22 protein-coding genes and 1 pseudogene are annotated in these 20,369 nt (G+C 47.8%); 5 read left to right on the forward strand and 18 right to left on the reverse strand.

All coding sequences use genetic code 11. The features are described from left to right. Nucleotides 1-15 precede the first annotated feature (15 nt). From ACYVHX_RS21245 to ACYVHX_RS21325, 17 genes are all read right to left on the reverse strand, one after another. Nucleotides 16-537, reverse strand: coding sequence for a hypothetical protein (locus tag ACYVHX_RS21245; RefSeq protein ID WP_460673702.1), 522 nt, complete (start codon nt 535-537; stop codon nt 16-18). Nucleotides 538-545: 8 nt separating this feature from the next. Next, complete coding sequence (locus ACYVHX_RS21250) at nt 546-2,129, reverse strand: hypothetical protein (RefSeq protein ID WP_460673703.1); 1,584 nt, start codon at nt 2,127-2,129, stop codon at nt 546-548. Nucleotides 2,130-2,227: 98 nt separating this feature from the next. Next, complete coding sequence (locus tag ACYVHX_RS21255) at nt 2,228-3,415, reverse strand: hypothetical protein (RefSeq protein WP_460673704.1); 1,188 nt, start codon at nt 3,413-3,415, stop codon at nt 2,228-2,230. A 128-nt stretch (nt 3,416-3,543) separates the two neighbouring features. Beyond that, nucleotides 3,544-4,002, reverse strand: a complete 459-nt coding sequence (locus ACYVHX_RS21260) for a hypothetical protein (protein WP_460673705.1) — start codon at nt 4,000-4,002, stop codon at nt 3,544-3,546. 210 nt (nt 4,003-4,212) lie between these two features. Beyond that, nucleotides 4,213-4,530: a hypothetical protein gene (locus ACYVHX_RS21265; RefSeq protein ID WP_460673706.1), complete on the reverse strand. Its 318-nt coding sequence runs from the start codon at nt 4,528-4,530 to the stop codon at nt 4,213-4,215. 685 nt (nt 4,531-5,215) lie between these two features. Then, on the reverse strand, nt 5,216-5,398 hold the full coding sequence (locus tag ACYVHX_RS21270; protein WP_460673707.1) for a hypothetical protein: 183 nt from the start codon (nt 5,396-5,398) through the stop codon (nt 5,216-5,218). A 482-nt stretch (nt 5,399-5,880) separates the two neighbouring features. Then, entirely contained in the window at nt 5,881-6,486 is a 606-nt protein-coding gene (locus ACYVHX_RS21275; protein ID WP_460673708.1) for a hypothetical protein, read from the reverse strand. A 17-nt stretch (nt 6,487-6,503) separates the two neighbouring features. Further along, entirely contained in the window at nt 6,504-7,649 is a 1,146-nt protein-coding gene (locus tag ACYVHX_RS21280; RefSeq protein WP_460673709.1) for a BT4734/BF3469 family protein, read from the reverse strand. A 97-nt stretch (nt 7,650-7,746) separates the two neighbouring features. Further along, nucleotides 7,747-9,195 carry a YfjI family protein gene (locus tag ACYVHX_RS21285; RefSeq protein WP_460673710.1) on the reverse strand — a complete coding sequence of 483 codons (1,449 nt, stop codon included), beginning with the start codon at nt 9,193-9,195 and terminating at the stop codon, nt 7,747-7,749. Between the two features lie 172 nt (nt 9,196-9,367). Then, nucleotides 9,368-9,586 carry a hypothetical protein gene (locus ACYVHX_RS21290; RefSeq protein WP_460673711.1) on the reverse strand — a complete coding sequence of 73 codons (219 nt, stop codon included), beginning with the start codon at nt 9,584-9,586 and terminating at the stop codon, nt 9,368-9,370. Nucleotides 9,587-9,626: 40 nt separating this feature from the next. Next, nucleotides 9,627-10,406, reverse strand: a complete 780-nt coding sequence (locus ACYVHX_RS21295; protein WP_460673712.1) for an ORF6N domain-containing protein — start codon at nt 10,404-10,406, stop codon at nt 9,627-9,629. A 13-nt stretch (nt 10,407-10,419) separates the two neighbouring features. Continuing rightward, the gene (locus ACYVHX_RS21300; RefSeq protein WP_460673713.1) at nt 10,420-10,701 is read right to left on the reverse strand and encodes a hypothetical protein; all 282 of its coding nucleotides are present in this window, start codon (nt 10,699-10,701) and stop codon (nt 10,420-10,422) included. A gap of 46 nt (nt 10,702-10,747) precedes the next feature. Then, nucleotides 10,748-11,419 carry a hypothetical protein gene (locus ACYVHX_RS21305; protein ID WP_460673714.1) on the reverse strand — a complete coding sequence of 224 codons (672 nt, stop codon included), beginning with the start codon at nt 11,417-11,419 and terminating at the stop codon, nt 10,748-10,750. Continuing rightward, entirely contained in the window at nt 11,412-11,693 is a 282-nt protein-coding gene (locus ACYVHX_RS21310) for a helix-turn-helix domain-containing protein (protein ID WP_460673715.1), read from the reverse strand. The genes ACYVHX_RS21305 and ACYVHX_RS21310 overlap by 8 nt, the downstream gene beginning before the upstream one ends. A gap of 70 nt (nt 11,694-11,763) precedes the next feature. Beyond that, nucleotides 11,764-12,630 carry a hypothetical protein gene (locus tag ACYVHX_RS21315; protein ID WP_460673716.1) on the reverse strand — a complete coding sequence of 289 codons (867 nt, stop codon included), beginning with the start codon at nt 12,628-12,630 and terminating at the stop codon, nt 11,764-11,766. 11 nt (nt 12,631-12,641) lie between these two features. Further along, the gene (locus ACYVHX_RS21320; protein ID WP_460673717.1) at nt 12,642-14,039 is read right to left on the reverse strand and encodes a tyrosine-type recombinase/integrase; all 1,398 of its coding nucleotides are present in this window, start codon (nt 14,037-14,039) and stop codon (nt 12,642-12,644) included. A gap of 292 nt (nt 14,040-14,331) precedes the next feature. Beyond that, complete coding sequence (locus ACYVHX_RS21325; protein WP_460673718.1) at nt 14,332-14,583, reverse strand: hypothetical protein; 252 nt, start codon at nt 14,581-14,583, stop codon at nt 14,332-14,334. 127 nt (nt 14,584-14,710) lie between these two features. Between ACYVHX_RS21325 and ACYVHX_RS21330 the strand changes: the two genes are divergently transcribed. Continuing rightward, a complete protein-coding gene (locus tag ACYVHX_RS21330) occupies nt 14,711-15,421 on the forward strand; it encodes a recombinase family protein (protein ID WP_460673719.1) in 711 nt (236 codons plus the stop codon). Nucleotides 15,422-15,711: 290 nt separating this feature from the next. Further along, complete coding sequence (locus ACYVHX_RS21335) at nt 15,712-16,197, forward strand: VOC family protein (RefSeq protein ID WP_460673720.1); 486 nt, start codon at nt 15,712-15,714, stop codon at nt 16,195-16,197. A 381-nt stretch (nt 16,198-16,578) separates the two neighbouring features. Here the strand turns inward: ACYVHX_RS21335 and ACYVHX_RS21340 are convergent, their stop codons facing one another. Continuing rightward, nucleotides 16,579-16,854 carry a hypothetical protein gene (locus ACYVHX_RS21340; RefSeq protein WP_460673721.1) on the reverse strand — a complete coding sequence of 92 codons (276 nt, stop codon included), beginning with the start codon at nt 16,852-16,854 and terminating at the stop codon, nt 16,579-16,581. Between the two features lie 170 nt (nt 16,855-17,024). On the opposite strand from ACYVHX_RS21340, the gene ACYVHX_RS21345 reads away from it, so the two are divergent. The 3 genes and pseudogenes from ACYVHX_RS21345 to ACYVHX_RS21355 form a co-directional block, all read left to right on the forward strand. Further along, nucleotides 17,025-19,229 carry an ATP-binding protein gene (locus ACYVHX_RS21345; protein ID WP_460673722.1) on the forward strand — a complete coding sequence of 735 codons (2,205 nt, stop codon included), beginning with the start codon at nt 17,025-17,027 and terminating at the stop codon, nt 19,227-19,229. A gap of 239 nt (nt 19,230-19,468) precedes the next feature. Then, nucleotides 19,469-19,897 carry a response regulator gene (locus ACYVHX_RS21350; protein WP_460673723.1) on the forward strand — a complete coding sequence of 143 codons (429 nt, stop codon included), beginning with the start codon at nt 19,469-19,471 and terminating at the stop codon, nt 19,895-19,897. 84 nt (nt 19,898-19,981) lie between these two features. Next, nucleotides 19,982-20,369, forward strand: a pseudogene (locus ACYVHX_RS21355) (hypothetical protein); the annotation flags it as partial.

A 20,369-nucleotide genomic window follows, 5' to 3' on the forward strand; every position in this document is an offset into this window, starting at 1 on the left:
AGAGAGGTGTGGGTGTTACTCAAACATGAAATAAACGTACAGCACCGAAAAGGTCGGCAGGGCTGGGGACGTGCTGCCAAAAAAGGTTTCATCAATCAGGCATACCCCGTTATGAATCTGTCGACTTTTGTAAATACACTTTTCCTGGTGATTATCGAAGAAGGTCCAATCCACCTTATTATCGGTCACAATTACCTCCATATCAATGCACTGGCTGCCGTCCTGAGTGGCAATACGGACTCGGTGCCAACCGTCGGAGATGTCATTCAGCAAGTTTAATTCTTCCATGGTTTTCTGCCAGGCTAAAGCCTGCTGCCAACGCGCCGTTACTTCGGCGGGCACCGGGTCGGGCTGCGGGGCGGGGTTCTGCATGCGGAGTTCAAACTGGCGCTGCCGCTCGCGGGCTTCTTCGATAAACTTTTCGTCCGCCAGTCGTTTTTCTTCATTTTCACCCAGGACCTTCTCTAGTCCCATTTCTTTAATGATCCAAGCCAGAGGGCTGGAAAATTCGGATTCGTTGTGTTCCTGATTCTGCATGGTTTTGATTATTTTTTTGATCGGCCCACCCCAATGGCATTATTGGCAGCTGCGGTCCCCTGAACGGCGGATTGAAGCCCGTACTGCAGGTTGGGGTCGGCCACATTGGAAAGGGGCGTATAAATCCACATCGAGCCGCCCCCGAAAAAGCCGTCCTTGTTGTAAACGCCCGTTCCTTTTTCGGTACTGGAATTAAACCAGAGCCAGGGGGCATTCTCCAAACCAAGCTTGGCGGCTTCAGTATCGTCCAGTTCGATCCTGACCCGCGCCATCGCCGTGGGGCCGTCCCCGCTTTTACCCCGTTTGGGAAAACCGTTTTGATCCAGACTTTTCTGGGGAAAATACATGGCATTATCCCGGTCGACCACCTTGAAGCGGATGCCACCAAGGTTCAAAGGAAGTGCCCCCGCTTCGGTGAAGCCTTCTTTGATGTTGTGGTGGGCGTAGCCGGTTTCGCCTTTTCCTTTGGCTTCGCGCAGGTCCAGGTGCTGGTCAATGAGTTTTTCCACACCGTAGGGAGCAACTTTGTTGAGTGCCAGGCGGGAGCCCTTGGCCACCATCTCGTTCCAGTCGACTTTGCTGTAGGGTAACTGCCGGTTTCCGGCCCGGCGCACATCCAGGGCGGGCCCTTCCTGGGCGTGCTGCAACTGGCTGAGCAGGAAGTTGCCCGGGGTCTGACTGCGCTCGGCTTGTTCGGCCCGGTCGTCTCTTTGCTTCTTGCCGAGGTCAAACGCATTTTCGTTGTACTGCTGGTTCTTGAGCCGCATGTCCATCTGATACTCGGCCTGCCCCTGCTGATATTTGACGTAATCCTCGTAGGGCATCTGTTTGTAATACAGATTGGGGTTCTGGTACTTACGAAAATAAATATCGTCAGCTATTTCGGGGCTGTATTTGCTGCGGAGCAGATTCTGAATTTCGCTGGGTGCTACCTTGACCTTTTGCCACGAAAACTGGCCCGGTGCGGTGGTTTTAGAAAAATGATCATAGACGCCGTCCTCCTCGTCTTTGTAAGCTCCTTTGAAAATATAATCTTCGAAACCCTCGCGGCCATCGAAGTAGGCCATCAGATCGGAGTCGGCCGTAATGTACCGTTGTTTACCGCTCTTATCGGTTACGACCCGGCCAATTAAGTGTTTCCCGTCGTTGATTGCCTTTTGGTGAGAGGCTACCTGGGCCCGGTTACGAACTGCCCGCAAATACTCCGGCGACTTTTGCAAGTTCGCCATCGTGTTTTGCATCCAGCTCGCGCCTTCGACCCGGAAGAACCTCGCAATTTCGCCCTGGTATTCGTCTTTCAGCCGGCTCGCCAGGGCCTTCTCCTGATTTTTCAGCCACAGGCCCACCCGCGATTTATCCGGAGCCTCAAAGTCATTCTGGGACAGGCTGGCCTGGAACGCCTGAAGCTCGGCGTCGGCCTGTTGCATTTCCAGCGCCTTCTGCTGCTCGGCCTGCGTCAAGGCCGTCTGGTACTGCAAATCGCGATCCCTCGCGTTCATTAAAAGTCCCCACGACGTTTTTGGGGCAAAGACCTGAGCAATCAGGGCGGCATTGTCGGCGGATGGCTGGGGGCCGGAAGCAAATGGGATCATAGTTTCTAAGATGTTTGTTGTTTTCATCCGCGCAAATAATACCTCATTTACGCCCTTGTTTTTTGACTATTGCGGCATCAGATCGAGTCCAGCCGCTATTAAAAAGTAAAATCCGGATCCGACCCCGTAAGCAGGGCCGCACCTAAAGCGGTGGACCCACTCGTGGTGATGTGAATGCCATCGGGGGCCGCATAACCCGTTTTCCATACACTGTTGTTGAGAGCCGTTTCGGCCTGGGCTCCCACGTCCAACACTTTCTTGATACCGACTCCGCCAGCCCCCGTCCGTACCCAGTCATTGAACGCGGCCCGTAAGGCAATCTGGGAGGCGGTCAGGGGAGACCCGGGTACCGCGGCCGGCGTCAGCGTGGTAATCCACAAGTCCTTGCCCGTGGCGTCGGCAATCCCGGCTAACTTGTTCCAGTAGGGCGTAACGATCGCCGTTAATTGCGCCAGGGTGGTAATTGATCCGTTGACAATTCCGGACATCATATCATTGCCCATCAGGTTGGATAGGATGATATTGGCTCGGGAGTCGGCGATATGGGTCAGCGCGTAAGCACTGGTGTTTTCCGTCGTCTTGGCAATGGTATTGCTGGTCATCGCCGAACGGCTCCAGGCGATACCCGCGCCGTCCAGCCCCCGGCGAATCCAGCCCATATCAACGGTTTCACCCCCACCAATGGCCAGCGAATCGCCGACAATGATGACGCTCTTTTTGGTGAGGCCCGCCGTGGGCACACCAAACATCTCCACCGGGCCGTATCCAAAGTTTGCCGCATCGTCAATGGCACCCGAAAGCGATAGATCAATACCGGGGCTGGTTGTACCGCCCGTTTCCGAATTGGTGCAAACCGGCCCTAGAGGCCACTTTTGTCCCAGCGTAGCCACCGAGACAAACACCCGAACCGAGCAGCTCACCCCGGCCGTTAGCGGCAGCGGGCAGGGATCGGAAACTAAGTTCCCGCCCGGAAAAATACTGCCGCTGCCTTGCCCGCCGAAGGTGAGCTGACGAGTGACGCTGCCGTTGCTGAGGCCCACCCTGATGGTGATCAGATTTTGCCCGGCCGCTTCACCGGGCGAGCCACCCTGGCCAATCGACCAGTTGGTGAACTTAAACTGCGCTCCCACGCAGCCAATGGTCGGCGTAAAGCTCCAGGCGTAGGTGCGCCCGATCTCCGAGCCGTCTGAAAAGCCGGCCGCATGGACGCCAAACCGACCGGTGGTTAATGCCGCAAAGGGACCACTGCTGGCAACCGCCCGCCTTCTAACTTCTTCTGTTCTCATTTTCGTATCTGTTGTTTATCTGACCGGGTGTTCAGGCCGGCATTTATTCTCGCAACTAGCCTGGTCCTAGAGCTGGTGTTCTCTTTCTAATTTCATTTATTCAATGGCTGCAAACTTTCCACCGTTCACTATTTGGTGAACGGTGACATAATTTTCAACGAAATCCTGAATTCTGCCACCTGAACCCGCCAAAAAATCGCCGGATTCATCCCGTATTTTCCCGGCTCTATCGGCCGGGCTAACTCCACCTCAAAAATCTCCTCCAACGCCTTTTCAACCTGGCGCGGTTTGGTGTTGGTTATCGCGGCTAATTCGTCCAACGGATACTCACAGAGGTTATCAGGATCCAGGCGGCTGGCCATAATCATGTAAAGCCGCATCGGCAAATCGGATAACCCGATCAAAACCCGTAACCAGTGTTTGTCTGGATGATAGACCGTAACATACTCTTCGGGCTGAAGTTCGGTCTGGTTCTCAAGTTGAGCCGCATACGGAAACTGGGGATAAACCGGCAAACCCGCAGCGTCGAGGGCTGATTCGAATTCAGCATCAAAGGGTGAGATGGCTTTTTCTTCGTGTAATTTCATGGGATGGATACCGATTTGTTAAGGTGAACGAGGCGGCTGGATTGGTAGCAGTACTGGAACAAAATGCCGTTCACGCGAATGCGGCCCGCCCAACAGGCCAGTAGCAAAATGTGCCTTCCGGTCAGCCCGACCCGCGCGTGCGAGATGTCTTTTCTTGATGTGGTCATTTCATTAAATGGACATAAACCACCCCGACACAATGTGCCGAGGTTAACAGCTAAAAAAACCGGGCCGCAAAACCCGCGGATTTACCGCCCAGTGGCCCCGTTTCACGGGAGCAATCATCTCATTCTTTCTCAGCTCAGCTAGGCCCCGACGAACCATCACACAAGAGCAGCCCATACAGATAGCAATATCCGCCGTGGCCGCTTCAACGGTGCCGTCCGGCCCTAACCGCTTGCCCAAATAGATTAATACCCGCAGCGAAACACCCTGCATGGTGTAGAGCACGCTTTCGGTGTAGTCATCGGGGGCGATAATGGCCAGTTGGTGGCTGTTTACGGTTGTTTTCCAGTTCCTCGGGTACATACAGTTTCGACAGAAGGCTGAAAGAATCAGGCAAATCCAATAAATCGTAGGGTATCAGCAAGTTAAAATCAATAACGCCAACTTCCAAACATTTGTTGAAGAAAATTGTCCAGGCGGGACAGTCGACCCGCCCTGCTTTGGAACAGCTACCGGAACCTGCTATACGCTTAAAGTATACAATCTCCTCAATACCATAAACGAAACTTACGATTACCTATATACGTCAATAGTGAGTAGCGATAAGCATCCATAAAGTCTCAGTCTTAAATCGTATCATCTTTCGTGCTGGAATTGGCATTGTTTACTTTCAACGGCACTCAGGAAGTAAAAGTCGGTAAGGCAACAAGCCCTGTATCAATTCACAGGTAGGGCTTCATTCTGGTTCGTTCAAAATTTCACTCGTAGAATACAGGCCTACTTAAACGAATTTGCGTAAATTATCGCTTCCTAAACTTGCTCCATGTTACGACCTCGGATTAAACAAAGACGCTTAACACGCCTTTTACGGATAATTAAATACCAGTGGCGGATGAGCGCGAAGATAACGCTGACTCACAACGTTCATATTTCCTACACTAAGAAATCAAAACTGATCTGGAAGCGAATACAGCTAAAGCGTCAACTCGGTCCCCGGATTTTTAGGCTTGATGAAGATTTTTGAGAGCTATTTTGCTTTCATCAAAACTTAGTTATGCGAATTGGTGATGGTGGCCTCATTCTGAAGTGCTGTCTTTTTTTTGCTTTCGATATAAGCGCGGACTTCAAAAAAGAGCATGGCGACAAAAAGCAGGATCAGGTGCAACAGGGCAAGGATGGAGAAAAACTGCCAATGAGACAAGACGACAAATGCCGGGCGGTAGGGTTCCATACGTGAAAGCTGGTTTAATGCATTTGGTTCAACTTTTTGTTTTTGCCCAAAGCCGTAAAAATTTAATAATCAATCGATACCGCAAAAACGACCAGGACTGTAGGCCATAGTTTTCTATATCAATATACTAAAAATCAGTCGATTAACCAAAGGCTTTTGAAAGTTTAGACACCTTTTTGCAAATCTTCGAGCGAGAGAAGAGGGGGTGCTGATCCGTCACCCCCTATCTTTTTTCTAAAAATTTAGAAAAAAGACTTTTCGGAAAATCATTTCACGCGAGCAGCCGGGGACAGTAGTCTGGCCCTGCCCGGGTCCTCGGCGTGTTTTGTGCATACCCCCCGGGGTGCTGGCATATCGGCTGGAAAAAGGGATTCCTTACCAAATGAAATCCGTAGGGCGGTGCTCTATTAAAGATTTGAAAATCCTCCACGCATCCGACAACTAGCGGTGGCCAGCGGGGAACAGGTGGCTGGGCAGAGCAACTACATCAGCTTCAAAGGTTGCTTATTGCCGGAGTAGGTTACAGTATCCCCACCTTTGAACATCCTTAAGATTTTGCGGGCGAAGGTTTTAACCCCCTGCGTTTTATTCTTTACGAGCCGTTGCGACTGGATTAAGTTGTTTGTGCGGGCGTAGAACCAGTCGTAGCGTCTCAGCGCAGCCAGAACCTGCGTCTTTTTTTTGGCATCGGGTTCCCGGTAGTCTTGTATGCTTTCCAGCAGTTCGGCATATTGGCTGATTTTCGGCGGCAGCGCTTCGGGCTGGTCTTCCTGGTCAAACAGCCATTCCAGCTGCCAAAATGGGTCGAACGGTTCAGGGTCCATGTTGTCATTCCACTCGGCCCTCATCTCCCGTAGCTTGCCGCCCAAAATGTCCAGGCACAGTTGCCGGAGTTTGGTCAGCTGTTCATACAGGTAATTGCCCTGGTGATAGGCTTTGATAATCTTTTCGAACTCGGCAGCGGATGGATAATCCAGTTCAGAATATTCAGCGTCTTTCCAGTTGAAGGAATAATATCGGAGCGAGTCAAACTCGGAGGTCGTGTGTTTTTGCCACAGTTTGATGTGATCTAAGTTGAGATGATACATGGAGTTTGTTTAGATGGTTATGAAATTGAAATGAGTGAAAAAACGCGGTCGGGAGCAATGCCGGTTTGCTTGGCGTAATCAAATCGGTTTGGACTAAGAACAAGCCGGCAGGTCAGTGCCTGGCCCGGTCGAATGTCCCACTCCGGCGGGTAATCAAGCTGTTCATCACTTTTGGAGATCGGTATGGATTCGATCGAGAGGCTGGCCCAGCTAAACGGTGATGGCTTGGGGGCTTTCGCGAAAACAGGTTTTTCCGGCTGTTGGTAAACGATGCCAAACTCCTGACAGATGGAAAAGAAACTGCCAATTGTCACCTGACCGCGCGCTTTCTTTAGAAAATAGGTGTATTTCTGATCACACTCCGCGTGATCGTACTCAGAATGGAATTGGCTCACGGCATGAAAATACGCCCGGCCGTTTTCACCAAACTCATCAATTAAGGCCAGAGCAATCCGGTACCAGCGGCCATCGTTTGCCGTCACATCCATGGCGTGGTGGCCTATCTTTTCGACAATCTGCTCTACTTTCTGACGCGTACTGTTGCCATCACTGGCATTTGCTTTGAACGGTTTGCGCACCGGAGCAGCTTTCAGTTTTGTGGGGGGCAACCGAAAGGGCTCCGCCTGATGATTGAAATACGCTTCGGGGTCGTGGCTGTAAATCCGAAGGCGGCTCACATCCCCACATTTTTTATCAATGTTCACCTTCCACTGGCTGAACAGGTTCCGAAAGAACTCAAAGTATTCCGAGTGCCGGTCTGGCTCAGCAATCGGGATCAGAATGAAATACCCTTCTCCACTCAGCGACCAGCCGCAATAGGCTACGTTTTGGATATTCTGAAACTGCGCTTTCAATTCGTAGAAGTTTGCCGATTGAAGGTTATCCTTGCGGTCAATGTCCAGGCAGATAAAACCACTGTGCTTGATCAGGCCACTCGCTTCCCGGTAGTCGAATTCTCCCGACATCGTCGCGGCTGGTAAATGGTTTGTTTTTTCGAGTTGGTACCGCTTTTCGTCGGATCGCTTCAGCGCCCGGATTTCCAACTGTTTGGGGTACCATTTGGACGACGTCAGCCAGCTGCTCATTTTCACCCGCCGGGATTCGTCCGGTTTCCGGCAATTGGCGTAACAACTGATGTATTTCCCTTCAAAAATGCTTTCCATGATTTGCCAGGTCAAAACCAATCGTAAAGAACAATACGCCTTCCCGGCAAAACCGGCAAAAAGTAACTTTAGATGTTTTGCCGGTTTTGCCGGGAAGTCACCTTACGCGTTCAGATAAAATTTTTGGGTGAATTAAATAATGAGAAGCTTCGGGCCGCCCCCCTTGGGAGGGTTGCGGTTTCACTTCGAGAAGCCACCCCAGTTCAATCAATTCACTGACGGCTGAATCAACCAGGTCAGCAGTGTTCAAATTCGACCACCCCTTTTTGGTGACTTCGCGGACCTTAAAACCGGTTTCCAGGTCGCCTTTCTTCAGGTGACGCAACAGCTCCTTTCCCGCAACGACATCCACGGTCTCCAATAACCCGTAAATCCGCCGGGCGTGCGTCTGCAAATAGTCGCACCAGAGTAAAGCCTGGCTAATAGCCTCTTTGGAGACCAACCGTTTTTTGCCGGAGCCATTATTCGGATTCGCTTCGCAATTGGCCACGTGAAAGATCAGAGCCAGCGAAGGCACCAACGAACGATACTTGGTAAAATGCTCCAAAAGCAGCCCGGTTTCATTAGGCAGCACCTGGGTTTCCCAGCGAATCAGCCATTGTTTGAACACCTCCTGGGCCTCTTCATCAAACCGGGTATAGCGAAACCGGTTATAGTCGTCCGCCTGATAGGCAATGTCCAAAAAATCGGAATCAGCAATGCGCTGGATCAGCGTAAAGGCTTGATCACGGGCCGCTTTATCCGGCCACTCGTCGGTATATGCCCAATCGGCTTTATCCGGATAGACGGCCAGCTGTAACCGTTGCACCAACCCATCGTTTTCGTGGCCCTGAGCCCCCTGCAGGTAGCTTAGCAGTTTAGCGGGCTGAATACCGCCGAACAGCGAAATACAGACATTGTCGACATGCAGGGTTCCCCGGCCAATTCGGTCGACGATCGTCGAGCCGCTGCCATTCCAGCCTTCCAGAAAAAATGCCCGGTCCTGCTCGCGGCCGGCCCGATCCCAGCCCGACAACAAGCCCATTAACTCATCCCGGTATTGGAGCATCCCGGCCGGATTTTCGTTGAGCAAGTCCGCCATTTTTTCAATCGTGGAATCATTGGTCATAAACCGGCGCTCGACGGGCTTGGCCGGTTCTTGGGGATAACTGACGGGATTATCAACGTTCTTGTTTTTTAGCCGTTGAACCTGCTGAGATTGATAAACTTTCTTCTGGGCATCGAACGTCAAGTGATCCGCTTCGTACTGTTGCAGCAGCTCCTTATACTTTTTTTCTTCCGTTTTGATCAGGCGGTCCAGCGGTTTAAAAACCTCTGCCACCGAAGGGGTTTTCATACTCGACGGATCACCGATAACAGCCCCCCACAGGTTGGGGATGACGGTCCAATCATCTTTGGTTTTTGGCTTGATGGTAAGCCGGGTTCCAACCAGGGATGAAATCATGACAATGGCCGCCGCGGCAACGTAATCGGGTGGGCATTTCATTCGGTTGGCAATATCGGTCAGCCAGTCCCGCAGGGGCTCGGGAATCATTTCCGGCCGCATCGGTAAGACGGGTTGAAGCGAAACGTGCAACGGCTTTGGGTCCTGCCATTCAAGCTGAGAATCACCTGATTCTAAAGAAGATTTATTCCAGTCGTTGAGATTTATTGCTGGAATTAGCGTAACTTGCTCTTGCTCTTTTTTACTCTCGGAGGTTTGCGGGGTGTTGCCGAACTCACTCATGCGAACCTCCTTTCTTTTGTGGGCTATCTTTTCCTATAAATTGAACGACCTGCGAAATCAGGGCTTCCATATTTTCTACCTCGTGCTGAAGCCGGGCCGCGTCCTCTAGGTCAGCGTCATTGATTTGCCCTAAAAACCTTTTTTTTGTCGCGATTAGGGCTCCCAAAAGCGTGACATCCTGATCACCGCTCAATGTTAACGTGACGTTCATGGTTGGTTGACTTGATAAAGTATTCATGAATCAGTATCGGCTACAGTTTTCTGGCGTTATGGAGGCTATTATGAGCTTTGGGAGGTTGCAGTACTCCCAATTCCCTCATTTTTGCAAAGAGTGGCAGGGCGTGCAACTTGCTGAGAATGGCGGCATCCTCCACGCTTATCTTTCCGGTTTTACACAACTCGTCAGTAAAAGACATCGAGGAGGCAATTTCCGGCTTGGTGTTTCTGAATACTTCTTTAGCGGATGTGCGCGCTTTGGCTGGAAAACCCTTCTTTTTTGCCCAGTTAGTTACTTCATGCGGCAACATATTTACGTGGCACCAGCAATTCTTCCGGTTGTGATCAATGATCTTTTCAACTCCGCCTTCCAGAAAATTAAAGGTGTTGACCTCTTTGCTGTTCTGGATTTGCTTTTCACGCTTGGTATGCTCCAATAACCGTTCGACGTCCTGGTCAGCGTGAGCATTGACAATCGCCTTTAATGCTTCGCGTTGGCGGAAATAGCGGTCGATCAGGTTTTGAAAGGCATCCCAGGATTCCGGGGTTGCCAAACTTTTGACGTGATTAAAGCCTCCTTTTTCGGTCCACAGGTAAAGAATAGGGGCTTTTGCATCGACGGTATGTTCCGGACAATTTGACCGGAACATCTGTAACGCCCTGCCTTTCAGCAAGAAAAAATGAACGCCAGCTTCGTAACGTTTCTTGTTTCGGCCGAAATTCCGATTGAGTCGTTCGCTGTCGACCCCCAATTCCCGCGCCAGCATTTCGGTAGTCATCACGGGGACTTCATTGTGAAAAAGGATTGATTTCATGGTATGGAGAAGTTTATTTGTTGATCAATTTGCGGAGCCAATCACGTAAGCCGTCAATGCTTTGGACAGTATGACTATTCCTTTCATCGAGGATATTATCAACAGATTCGCCGGGACGAGCAATCACAAGCCGGATATTGATTTTACCAATTTCGGCCCGGACAACCGTGGCAAATTCCGCTGTATGAATCAGCCAGACCGAACCTCCAACTGCTTTTATCTGCTGGGTAACGGCAAAAAGAAGGACTGGAGCCGACCTTTCCGAAGGTCGGACTATTGTGGTATTTGGTGCCATTTTAACCTGAAATTTACCTACCGATGTTGGTTATACGACGAGTGATTCACTGTTTGCTTTTGGTGATCAGTCGACTTATTTTGGCTTGGGATATGCTGAGTTTAAGTGCAATTTTCCGCTGGCTTATGCCCTGCTGAATCAATTGGTTTATTTTGTGAATCAGTGCTTCATCGCTGGTTTCATCATTTTGATTCACAGAGGTAATTGGAAAATCATTCTCGTTAAAGAAGAAAACTCGCCGGTTATAGGCATCCTGAACAATGGTTGGATCGTGGCCAAGCCGCATCCGGGTGTTTATAGCACTGCCATCAAAAGCAGGGACCAGTCTGTAAGCCTGCTGAAAATAGGTGCTGACATGACTATAAATTAGTTTGTATTGGTCGGCGTCTCGAATTTCAGCCAGGCAGACGATGAATAAAATAAGGCTTTCGTATCGAATCGATGCATACAGATTCCGATCCTTAAGAGCACTATCCAAATTGCCTGAATACTGGAACGGTAGAGCAATTACTCCCGACGGTAATCCATATTTGTTAAGTGCCCACGAAATGAATAATTCAGCCTTTTCAGAGGGACGTTGACACCAGTTTAACCAGTGGTAAACAGCGCCGTTTATAATCCTCTTTTCATCCGTTTCAGAACCATAACCCGGAATTGGTGAAGGGTTTTCAACCAGTCGTTTTGATAACAGCGTAGCAGTGGCAGGAAGGTTATTCATTTCTAGCCTCCTTTCCATTTAAATAATCCAGAAGTTCAGCTTTGAAAAAGTACAGTTTCCCGAAGCGCTTCCGATGTGGGATCCGTTTGGCGTTTTGATAGAGTGTTTGCGGGCTAATACCTAAAAATTCTGCCGCTTCTGAAACCGAGATAGGTTGTGCTTCGGTAGAAGTATCAAGCTGGGGTCTTCGAAGAATTTGAAGCATTTCTAAACTTAGTGCTTCAATGTTGTTCAGCCGTTGATCATATCTCTCGAAAGGATTGAAAGTATTCATTTGCTACCTTGTTTGATTTGACGGTAGCAAAACTAAACATGTGATTAGGCCAATAACCGCTTATAACTGGTTACACTATTTTTGACTTCAATGTATTAATCTCGCTTTCAGCTTGTTGCCTTTGAATCGGATTTAATTTAGGCAATATAGCCTCCATGTCATATATCAGGTTTTGTGCTCTTAATTGTGTCTCCTTTTCAACATACTCAAGCCTTTTTTTTGTATTACCAAAAGCTTTATATTTATTAAAAAGATAATCCCCACTTGTGAGACCTAATTTAATGGCCATTTGATTTGCAACATCTCCTCTGGTGATTTCTTTTCCATTCTGAAAACTATGCAGAATAACAAATCGCCTGAGTTTGAAGGTTTCAGAGTTGTCAATAGGAATTATACTATTTGTTTCTGTTCCAAAAAATTCACTTTGATCATTCGGAATTTTATATACTCTTTCTAATTCTTCAGTTATAGCTTTTCTAAAATTCGCAGCCGTACTAGGCCAGATATTTAATTTGGTAAATTCTTCTACAGTTAAATGCTCTACACTGCTAACCCAGTCATTTAATAACTTAATTGAAGTAAGTTTCCATCTAGGCTTGTTAAAGTGAATATTATTCCAGGTTTCTACTTCTTTATTTAAATGATCTTCCATTTCAGAAAGATTTTTTCGAATCTTTTCTTTTTTCGAATCGAAAAAATCTTTTGCCCATATTTGCCACTTTAATCGATGTTCTGTTTGAGTTTCACTTTGCGATATGAGTTTCCCATTAATCATCAAATTAGGCAAAAAAGAAATAGGGGAGCGATACAAATAAACATGATTAAGGTCTGGACAGGGTAGAATTTCCCACCAATTTTGTGCTTTCAATAATACATTCCACTTTTCGTTTAATAACTGGCTTTTTGCTACATCAAAACAATCACTTAACGTTAGCATGGATATATAAGTTAAAGTGCTTCCAAAAACTGTTGAATATCGCTTTCTTCAAAATCTCCCAAATAAGCTTCAGTAGTCTGAGTAGATCCATGACCAAGTCGGCTACTGATGAATTTTAGTGGTGCACCACTTCGAAGTAATGTGGTAGCATAGGAATGACGGGCGGCATAGGTTACCAGATCGTCTGAAATATTTAGTTTAGCTGCAATCCTGCGCATCCATTTGTTTGTGGTCTTTACAAGTTGAGCTATTACTGCTTTTTGCTTTTCAGCACTCAGATCCCTGGAAAGGAAAGGGAAAACATAATTTTCAGGATTGTCGAGCGGTGTACCGTACCTGCGAATTATCGACCATGCAACTTCGTGTATGTCCACCTTGATTGGCTTCTTATCCCCTTTTTTTGTAAGCTTGGTTTTTGTCCTGAAAAATGAAAATGAGTTTTTAGGTACATCGACATCTCGCCACTTCAAATGGCAAATATCCGCCATATTCAGCCCTCCACTCAAATATGTAAAAACCCAAAGACTGTGCGCTTGCTGTTCATATTCGTTTTCAGGCTGATAAGATTTGATCAGTTCTATGACATCCCTCGACAAAGCTTTTTTAGGTTTGCGACCAGCAGGTATAATAAACCTTCCACGGCCAAATGGGTATTTCTTTTTGTCAATGATTTCATCACGAAGTGCGTCATTGAACACCGAACGTAAATGCCTGCAATAAATCCCAACTGTTGTTGAAGAAGCTGGGCTTGGTAAACTTCCTTTTTTCTGGGACCGTTTTCCGAATTGCAGCATCCATCGTTCATAGAAGGACAGGAACTCTGGAGTGATATGGTCAAACCGAATTTTGATCGTATCATCTTTTTTATTCAAGGGTTCCAGTCCGAACTTCTGCCTATCTTTAGTGCTTAGTGATTTTACGAACCTGAGTAGTGAGGCTGCCACAACGCCGTAATTACTACCGTTACCAATTCGTTCCTGAGCAACCATTTGTTCCTTCTTTTCCAAAAGGGCTAATAAAACATCATTACGATCCTTCGTCTGCTGGTCCGTTTTGCCATAATTTTCTATAGCATCTTTAAAAGCGTCAAATGTAAATGCATCCCCCAGGTGATCGACGACGTTTTGGGCTCGTTTCAAAAAGCTGACATACTTTTTCCCATCCCTATCAATATATTGGTCACCATATAGCTGTATCCAGAGCTGCCGACGGGCTTCATCCTTGGTATGGCCTTTAAGCCCTCCCCTATTTTTTTGAAGAAATTCCCACTCTTCAGAATTAACTTTTACACCTGTAGTATACAATCGCTGTTTACGTTGATAACAGACTGACCATTTTACGGTACCTTTGCCTTTGTCCTGGCTGGAACGGTTATCGAGAAAGAGGTTGACAGTTGCCCGGTTTGCCATTTGCTCAAATCGAATACTTGCAATGCAATTTGCAATACAAATCTATTAATTCAACGCAGAATAGCAATAAGGAGCGATAGAACCAAATTTATAGAGTCGCTGATTATCAGCATTATAAATTAAAATCAAAAAAGAAGAGATAAATAGCAATAAGGTCCGCCTTACGACTACGGATCAGGAGGTTTGGGGTTCGAATCCCTACGAGTGCACATTGATTATCAAGCAGTTAAGCCACTTCTAAACGAAGTGGCTTTTGTTTTTACTACACAATTTACTACACAATTTCGAGCGGCTACTTCTCCACTCCTGCTGTTTTGTCCCTGCCGTTCTTGTAGTTTCTGACACTTTTTGCAATTAATTCACGCACCGCGTCAGATACACTAATTCCGCGTTCTTCGCAGGCGGCAGCAAAGGCCAGTTTATGCTTGCTGCTGATTTTGATTTCTAAACGGCTGTCTTTCATGGTCATTAGGCTTTTCTGTTTTACTAATCTATGTAGCTTTAATTTACGGATAATATACGTATAAATCAATGGCTTAGACATACGTAAAACGTCCGTACACTCATTTTACATTGCTTAAACGGACGTTCATGCCTTGTAAAATACGGGTGTTCTTGCTAGATTTGTGGGGTCAGATTCTGCCTCCGTTTCAAACGTACCCAGACCATCTATGGCAAAGAAAACAACCTCCACTACTCCCGACGGCGTAAAGAAGTACATCGCTTATTACCGGGTATCGACATTGCAGCAAGGTAAATCGGGTCTTGGCCTTGAATCTCAAAGGGCATCCGTTCAGGGTTTCGTTGGCAGTGCCCCGATAGTGGCCGAGTTCGTAGAGGTTGAATCTGGAAAGAAGAATCAGAGGGTGCAACTGGCCGCAGCCATCGACGCCAGCAAACAGAACGGCGCCACCTTGATCATTGCGAAGCTCGACCGTTTGAGCCGCAACGCTTCTTTTATCTTTGCGCTCAGGGATTCGGGCGTGAACTTCCAGTGTGTTGATATGCCCGATGCCAATACCCTGACCATCGGAATCTTTGCAACGCTGGCCCAGCACGAACGCGAACTGATCAGCGGACGGACCAAAGCAGCACTGGCGGCAAAGACCGCCCAGGGGCATCAACTAGGTAAACCCGAAAATTTGACAAATGAAGCCCGCAGAAAAGGAACTGAAGCAACCAGGCAGCAGGCGGCCAAAAACGAGAATAGCCGTCGGGCCACCGCTTTAATAAACGAATGGACCGCCAAAGGTCTGACCTATTTGGCTATTGCTGATCAGCTCAATGAGTGGGGCTTCAGAACCCCTCGTGGGTGTCGCTTTCAAGCTACTCAGGTAATGAGGTTGCACAAACGATCCGCTGTTGATACAAAAAATAATTGAAAAAACGTAGGGCGACTTACCTACAAAACCTACAAAACCCTCAGAGGTGAAGAATTCAGAAAAGGCTATTTTCTGGATGTTGATTACATGTTTGAGTTAATGGATTGCCTAGTCCAGATAAGTTATGTCGGAGTTGAGAAAAAAGATCGTGATCATCAATCACTAATATACTAGTAGTAACTGATTACGCTGGCTGGTAGGCCGCACCAAATACTATTATCTTTACGAAATATAACCGGACGAAATCAACAAGTCACTAGTTTACTCACTTACCCAAACTACATAGGCACATGGCAACCGAATTCAACACACAACCCATTTCAAAGCCTTTAATACCGTACATCAACGTAAAAGGCGCTGCCGAAGCGATTGAATTTTATAAGAGAGCATTTGGGGCCACAGAAAGCGGTCGCATTACAATGCCCGATGGAAGCATTGGGCATGCCGAAATCAAGATTGGGGACTCAAAAATAATGATAGCCGAAGAGAGTGTACAGTGGGGCAATAAAAGTCCACAGACACTCGGCGGTTCGCCCGTGTGCTTGTGTATTTATGTCGATGATGTTGATCAGGTATTTACGCAAGCACTCGATGCAGGCGCAAAAGTATCTGGTGACATGGATGTAAAAGATCAGTTTTATGGAGATCGTGCGGGAACGCTTACCGACCCGTTTGGCCATCAATGGTCTATTATGACTCATCTAGAGGATTTATCATTTGAAGAAATGCAGCGACGTTCTGACGCAATGTTTACCGACAAGCAACAGAATGGGTGAAATCGCTTACACGTACCGAAAAATGCCCGGTCATGAAATAGTAGTAGGCGAAGAATTCAGTAGCGAGGTTTTCGGAGTGGAAAAGCGTCGATTTATGCCTATTCCCAAGCTAATTCCTTTTGGCTCTAAATTGCTTTAAACTTCCCAAAAAACCAAAGCCAGCTTTCCGGCTGGCTTCTGCAGACCCCCATAACTGTCATCCATAATGTCCTGACCTCAACCACAAGTTGAGGTTGTGTGAATATAATGATTGATCGGCAATAGCCAACAGATGAACATAATCATTTCATGTTCTTCTCTGTTTCAATTAACGACTGTATTTTAATATTTAACTGGCTGTATTTTAACATCGATACAGCAAAGTAAGATTTTTTGACTTTGCTATTCCTGTTCTTTGACATACCTCAGTCGGTATAAGATTTTCTCCTCGGACCTGATGCCGCTGGAGGACGATAAAGCTAAATCTGCCTGCTGGCGAGCCATCTGCTCGGCGGCCACTACCTCTCTTTCCAGGTCCGACATCGGGGCGTTGGCAACCAAATAAACCCGGGCCTGATCTACATAGGCCGTCACCTTGAGGGTGATCGAATCAAGCTCGATATTAATCTCACAGGGAACGAAGAAATGCGTGAATTTCTTGGAATAAAAGGTCGGCATGGTGTGGCGTATTTGTGGTTTAATAATCCGTGATTCTTTTTAGTAGTCAAGGAGTTATCATTCGTAAAATTGCCAAACACGCAATCTATAACTTAAAATATAACGAAGTGTTTGACTCCTGAAATTGGAGATCGTTGTCGAGGGTTCATTGAACATTCCCACCAGCTACGTTGTTAACTTTTCACCTCGCCGGGTTTGGAGATCTTTCCCAAGCCAAACTTCTTAACTTTGTTCGCAAGTATAAAACTGACCAAGCATCCGCACCTGTTATGGTTAACCCTCCTTTCCTGCCTGGGGATGATAAGCGCGTCGAAGCACTTAAGCAATACCACATCCTCGACACCTTACCCGAGGAAGATTTTGATGACTTTACCAACCTTGCTTCCCAAATTTGCCAAACGCCAATCGCTCTGATTAGTCTGGTCGATGAGAAGCGGCAGTGGTTTAAATCCAGTCATGGTCTTCGGGCACGGGAAACACCCCGCGAGTATGCTTTTTGTGCCCACACTATTCTCGACCCAACCAGACCACTGATTGTGGAAGATGCCCGGCGGGATGAACGCTTCCGGGAAAATCCGCTGGTGACCGGCAATCCTAATATCGTCTTTTATGCGGGAGAGCCCCTGGTCGATCAGGACGGCTATGCCTTAGGGTCCCTGTGTGTTATTGATGACAAAACTCGTCAGTTAGATATTTCACAGTTAGGAGCCCTAAAGATTTTAGCCAAACAGGTAGTTAATTTACTGTCCCTCCGGCGCCAGGTCATTGAACAGCAGCGGCTCCGGCAACAGCTTAAATTAATCGAACAGCAACAGGGACAGTTGCTCAATACAATACCGGCTGTGGTTTGGGAGACCGACCCCGACGGCCTGTGTACGTATATGAACCAGCAGTGGACCCGGCTGACCGGTCAGCCGTACGTTAAAGCATTGGGAACGGGTTGGCTCTCTCTGGTCCACCCCGAAGATCAACCCAGTGCCGGGCAAACTTTTCTGGATGCCAACACCCAACGCATACCTTTCCAGCTTTTATATCGACTGCGCCACACTGATGGCCAGTATCGCTGGACAATCGACAAAGGACAACCCAAAGTCGGCGAGAACGGACAGTTTCTGGGCATGGTCGGCACGGTTGTGGATGTGCATGTGGAGACGCTGGCGATGCACGAATTGGAACAGCAAAAGGCGTATTTACAAAACGCGCTGGACATTGCTAACCTGGGAACCTTTCAGGTAGATCTGAACACTAATCAGGGTCACTTTACTGAAAATATCCGGCAGTGGTTGGGATTACCTTCAAAAAGCCAGTCAATGGAGTTTGTATTTTCGGCTATTCATGAACAGGACCGCGCGCAAGTTATTGCAACCATTACTCAATCGTCACAATCAGAACTTGCTAGCCGTCATGATATTACCTACCGAACTATTGAGTCTGCCAAACAGCCTGTCCGGCACTTGCGAAGTCTGGGACAAGTTCAGTTTATGAGTGGTAAAGCTTCGATGATTACCGGAATCATTCAGGATGTTACTGCTCAACTCTTGGCTCAAAGGGCCCTTGAAAAAAGTGAAAGCCGTTTTCGAAGTCTATCCCAGGAATTGGAAGTGCGAATTGAGCAGCGCACCCAGGAGCTGACTCATGTTAATCAGGATTTGAAACGCTCGAATGATAGCTTACAGCAATTCGCATACGTAGCCAGTCATGATTTGCAGGAACCCCTGCGGAAGATTCACTCCTTTAGCAGCCTCCTGCAGCAGCAATTCAGTGATCAATTGGGTGATCAGGGAGTAGATCTGTTGACGCGGATGCAATCGGCCGGCGAACGAATGTCGACACTGATCCGGGATCTATTAATGTACTCCCGGATTTCAACCCGTCAGCAGGAAGTTAGCCTCGTATCGTTAGGAACGGTCCTCAACCGAGTCTTAGGCACGCTTGACTGGGCGATTAAAGATCGGGGGGCTCAGCTTGGCATCGCGGAGCTGCCGGTGGTAAAAGGGGACGAATCGCAACTGAGCCAGTTATTTCAAAATCTGCTCTCCAATGCCATCAAATTTACCCCTGGTGCCGAAACACCCCGGATAACGGTCCAATACTTTCGTCGGGATCGTAACGAGTTGCCGACGGGCCTCAGGCCCACCAGCGATTCCGCTTATTTTCATGAAATCACCGTACGTGATCAGGGAGTAGGATTTGATATTAAATACTTGGATAGAATTTTTCAGGTGTTTCAGCGGTTGCACGGCAAAAACGAGTTTCCCGGAACGGGGGTTGGCCTGGCCATCTGCCAGCGAGTGGCCGAAAACCATGGCGGGGCGATAACGGCTAGCAGTGAACCCGGCAAAGGGGCAACGTTTTGTGTCTACCTCCCGGATTAAGCTTCTTGCTGTTTTAGAAAGAGTAGAAGGCTGGCGCCGGCTTGTATGGCTGCATATAAGACAAGCTGATAATGGTGCTACAATTCTCCTGTTTTCTCGTCTTATCCAGAGCCCAACTGAATAGATTAGCCTCGCCACCAAAACAGTTCGGCCTTGGGGTAGTTAATAACAGAATGGATCATTGACTTTTACCGGTTAGTTCTTCATGATTATGCACACCCTGTTTTACCTTCAACACCATGACAACGCTAACCGATGGCCCACTGGTTTACATCGACGACGATGAAGACAACCTTTTTATTTTTGAACAGATTATTCAGGAGTTGGGCCTTGCCAATCAACTCCGGCTGTTTTTACGGACTGCCGAGTTTCTGACCTATCTACAGGCCACCGATGAAAAGCCCTTATTGATTCTTTGTGATCTGAATATGATGGGCATAGACGGCATCGAGTTGCGACAGCTAATCGATGCCGATCAGCTGCTCCGACAAAAAGCTATCCCCTTTATTTTCTACACCGCTCAGGCCAGCCCATCCCAGATTAAGCAAGCCTATCAGTCCACCATCCAGGGGTTTCACATTCGGCAGGCGGCCTTTACCGACTTTAAAGAACAGATCAACCTGATTATCTCCTACTGGCAAAATTGCCTGCATCCCAACAGCCATTAATTGCCGACCGCTTACTGTCCGCAAAGGACTTGTTTATCTTACCTTGGGTGGGTATATTTGAACCTACGCCACCGTAAAGTTAAGATGAAGAAGACGAAGTATTCCTATCGCACGGATGGCAACATCATTGTGATCGAAGATTTGCACGGGGAGCATTCCGTGACGGTTGATGCCGAAATCGTGCTGCTGGAGATTGAAGAGGAGTTAGGCTCCCTGGAAGGGTATCTGATTATCTGGCGGGATGGCGATGGCGTCTGGGACGGACTCCAGTACCGCGACAAAAAGGTGACGTTTTACCATATCGGCACCCACAACTACGGAGAAGCCCGGCAGAAGCTGCGGGCGATGAACAGCCAGCAGCAGGGAGACCGCACGTTCAACAACGATCCCATGAGCCAAGGACAGCTTCCCACTGTATGTCGTCAAATGAAAGTGGACAAAATGGGTGAAAATGAGAAGAGACAATTCAGTA

The organism is Larkinella ripae (assembly GCF_054780775.1).

Coding starts and splice junctions, on each gene's coding strand:
- ACYVHX_RS21245 (WP_460673702.1), bottom strand. CDS start 537: ATGCAGAATCAGGAACACAACGAATCCGAATTTTCCAGCCCTCTGGCT.
- ACYVHX_RS21250 (WP_460673703.1), bottom strand. CDS start 2,129: ATGATCCCATTTGCTTCCGGCCCCCAGCCATCCGCCGACAATGCCGCC.
- ACYVHX_RS21255 (WP_460673704.1), bottom strand. CDS start 3,415: ATGAGAACAGAAGAAGTTAGAAGGCGGGCGGTTGCCAGCAGTGGTCCC.
- ACYVHX_RS21260 (WP_460673705.1), bottom strand. CDS start 4,002: ATGAAATTACACGAAGAAAAAGCCATCTCACCCTTTGATGCTGAATTC.
- ACYVHX_RS21265 (WP_460673706.1), bottom strand. CDS start 4,530: ATGTACCCGAGGAACTGGAAAACAACCGTAAACAGCCACCAACTGGCC.
- ACYVHX_RS21270 (WP_460673707.1), bottom strand. CDS start 5,398: ATGGAACCCTACCGCCCGGCATTTGTCGTCTTGTCTCATTGGCAGTTT.
- ACYVHX_RS21275 (WP_460673708.1), bottom strand. CDS start 6,486: ATGTATCATCTCAACTTAGATCACATCAAACTGTGGCAAAAACACACG.
- ACYVHX_RS21280 (WP_460673709.1), bottom strand. CDS start 7,649: ATGGAAAGCATTTTTGAAGGGAAATACATCAGTTGTTACGCCAATTGC.
- ACYVHX_RS21285 (WP_460673710.1), bottom strand. CDS start 9,195: ATGCGGCCGGAAATGATTCCCGAGCCCCTGCGGGACTGGCTGACCGAT.
- ACYVHX_RS21290 (WP_460673711.1), bottom strand. CDS start 9,586: ATGAACGTCACGTTAACATTGAGCGGTGATCAGGATGTCACGCTTTTG.
- ACYVHX_RS21295 (WP_460673712.1), bottom strand. CDS start 10,406: ATGAAATCAATCCTTTTTCACAATGAAGTCCCCGTGATGACTACCGAA.
- ACYVHX_RS21300 (WP_460673713.1), bottom strand. CDS start 10,701: ATGGCACCAAATACCACAATAGTCCGACCTTCGGAAAGGTCGGCTCCA.
- ACYVHX_RS21305 (WP_460673714.1), bottom strand. CDS start 11,419: ATGAATAACCTTCCTGCCACTGCTACGCTGTTATCAAAACGACTGGTT.
- ACYVHX_RS21310 (WP_460673715.1), bottom strand. CDS start 11,693: ATGAATACTTTCAATCCTTTCGAGAGATATGATCAACGGCTGAACAAC.
- ACYVHX_RS21315 (WP_460673716.1), bottom strand. CDS start 12,630: ATGCTAACGTTAAGTGATTGTTTTGATGTAGCAAAAAGCCAGTTATTA.
- ACYVHX_RS21320 (WP_460673717.1), bottom strand. CDS start 14,039: ATGGCAAACCGGGCAACTGTCAACCTCTTTCTCGATAACCGTTCCAGC.
- ACYVHX_RS21325 (WP_460673718.1), bottom strand. CDS start 14,583: ATGTCTAAGCCATTGATTTATACGTATATTATCCGTAAATTAAAGCTA.
- ACYVHX_RS21330 (WP_460673719.1), top strand. CDS start 14,711: ATGGCAAAGAAAACAACCTCCACTACTCCCGACGGCGTAAAGAAGTAC.
- ACYVHX_RS21335 (WP_460673720.1), top strand. CDS start 15,712: ATGGCAACCGAATTCAACACACAACCCATTTCAAAGCCTTTAATACCG.
- ACYVHX_RS21340 (WP_460673721.1), bottom strand. CDS start 16,854: ATGCCGACCTTTTATTCCAAGAAATTCACGCATTTCTTCGTTCCCTGT.
- ACYVHX_RS21350 (WP_460673723.1), top strand. CDS start 19,469: ATGACAACGCTAACCGATGGCCCACTGGTTTACATCGACGACGATGAA.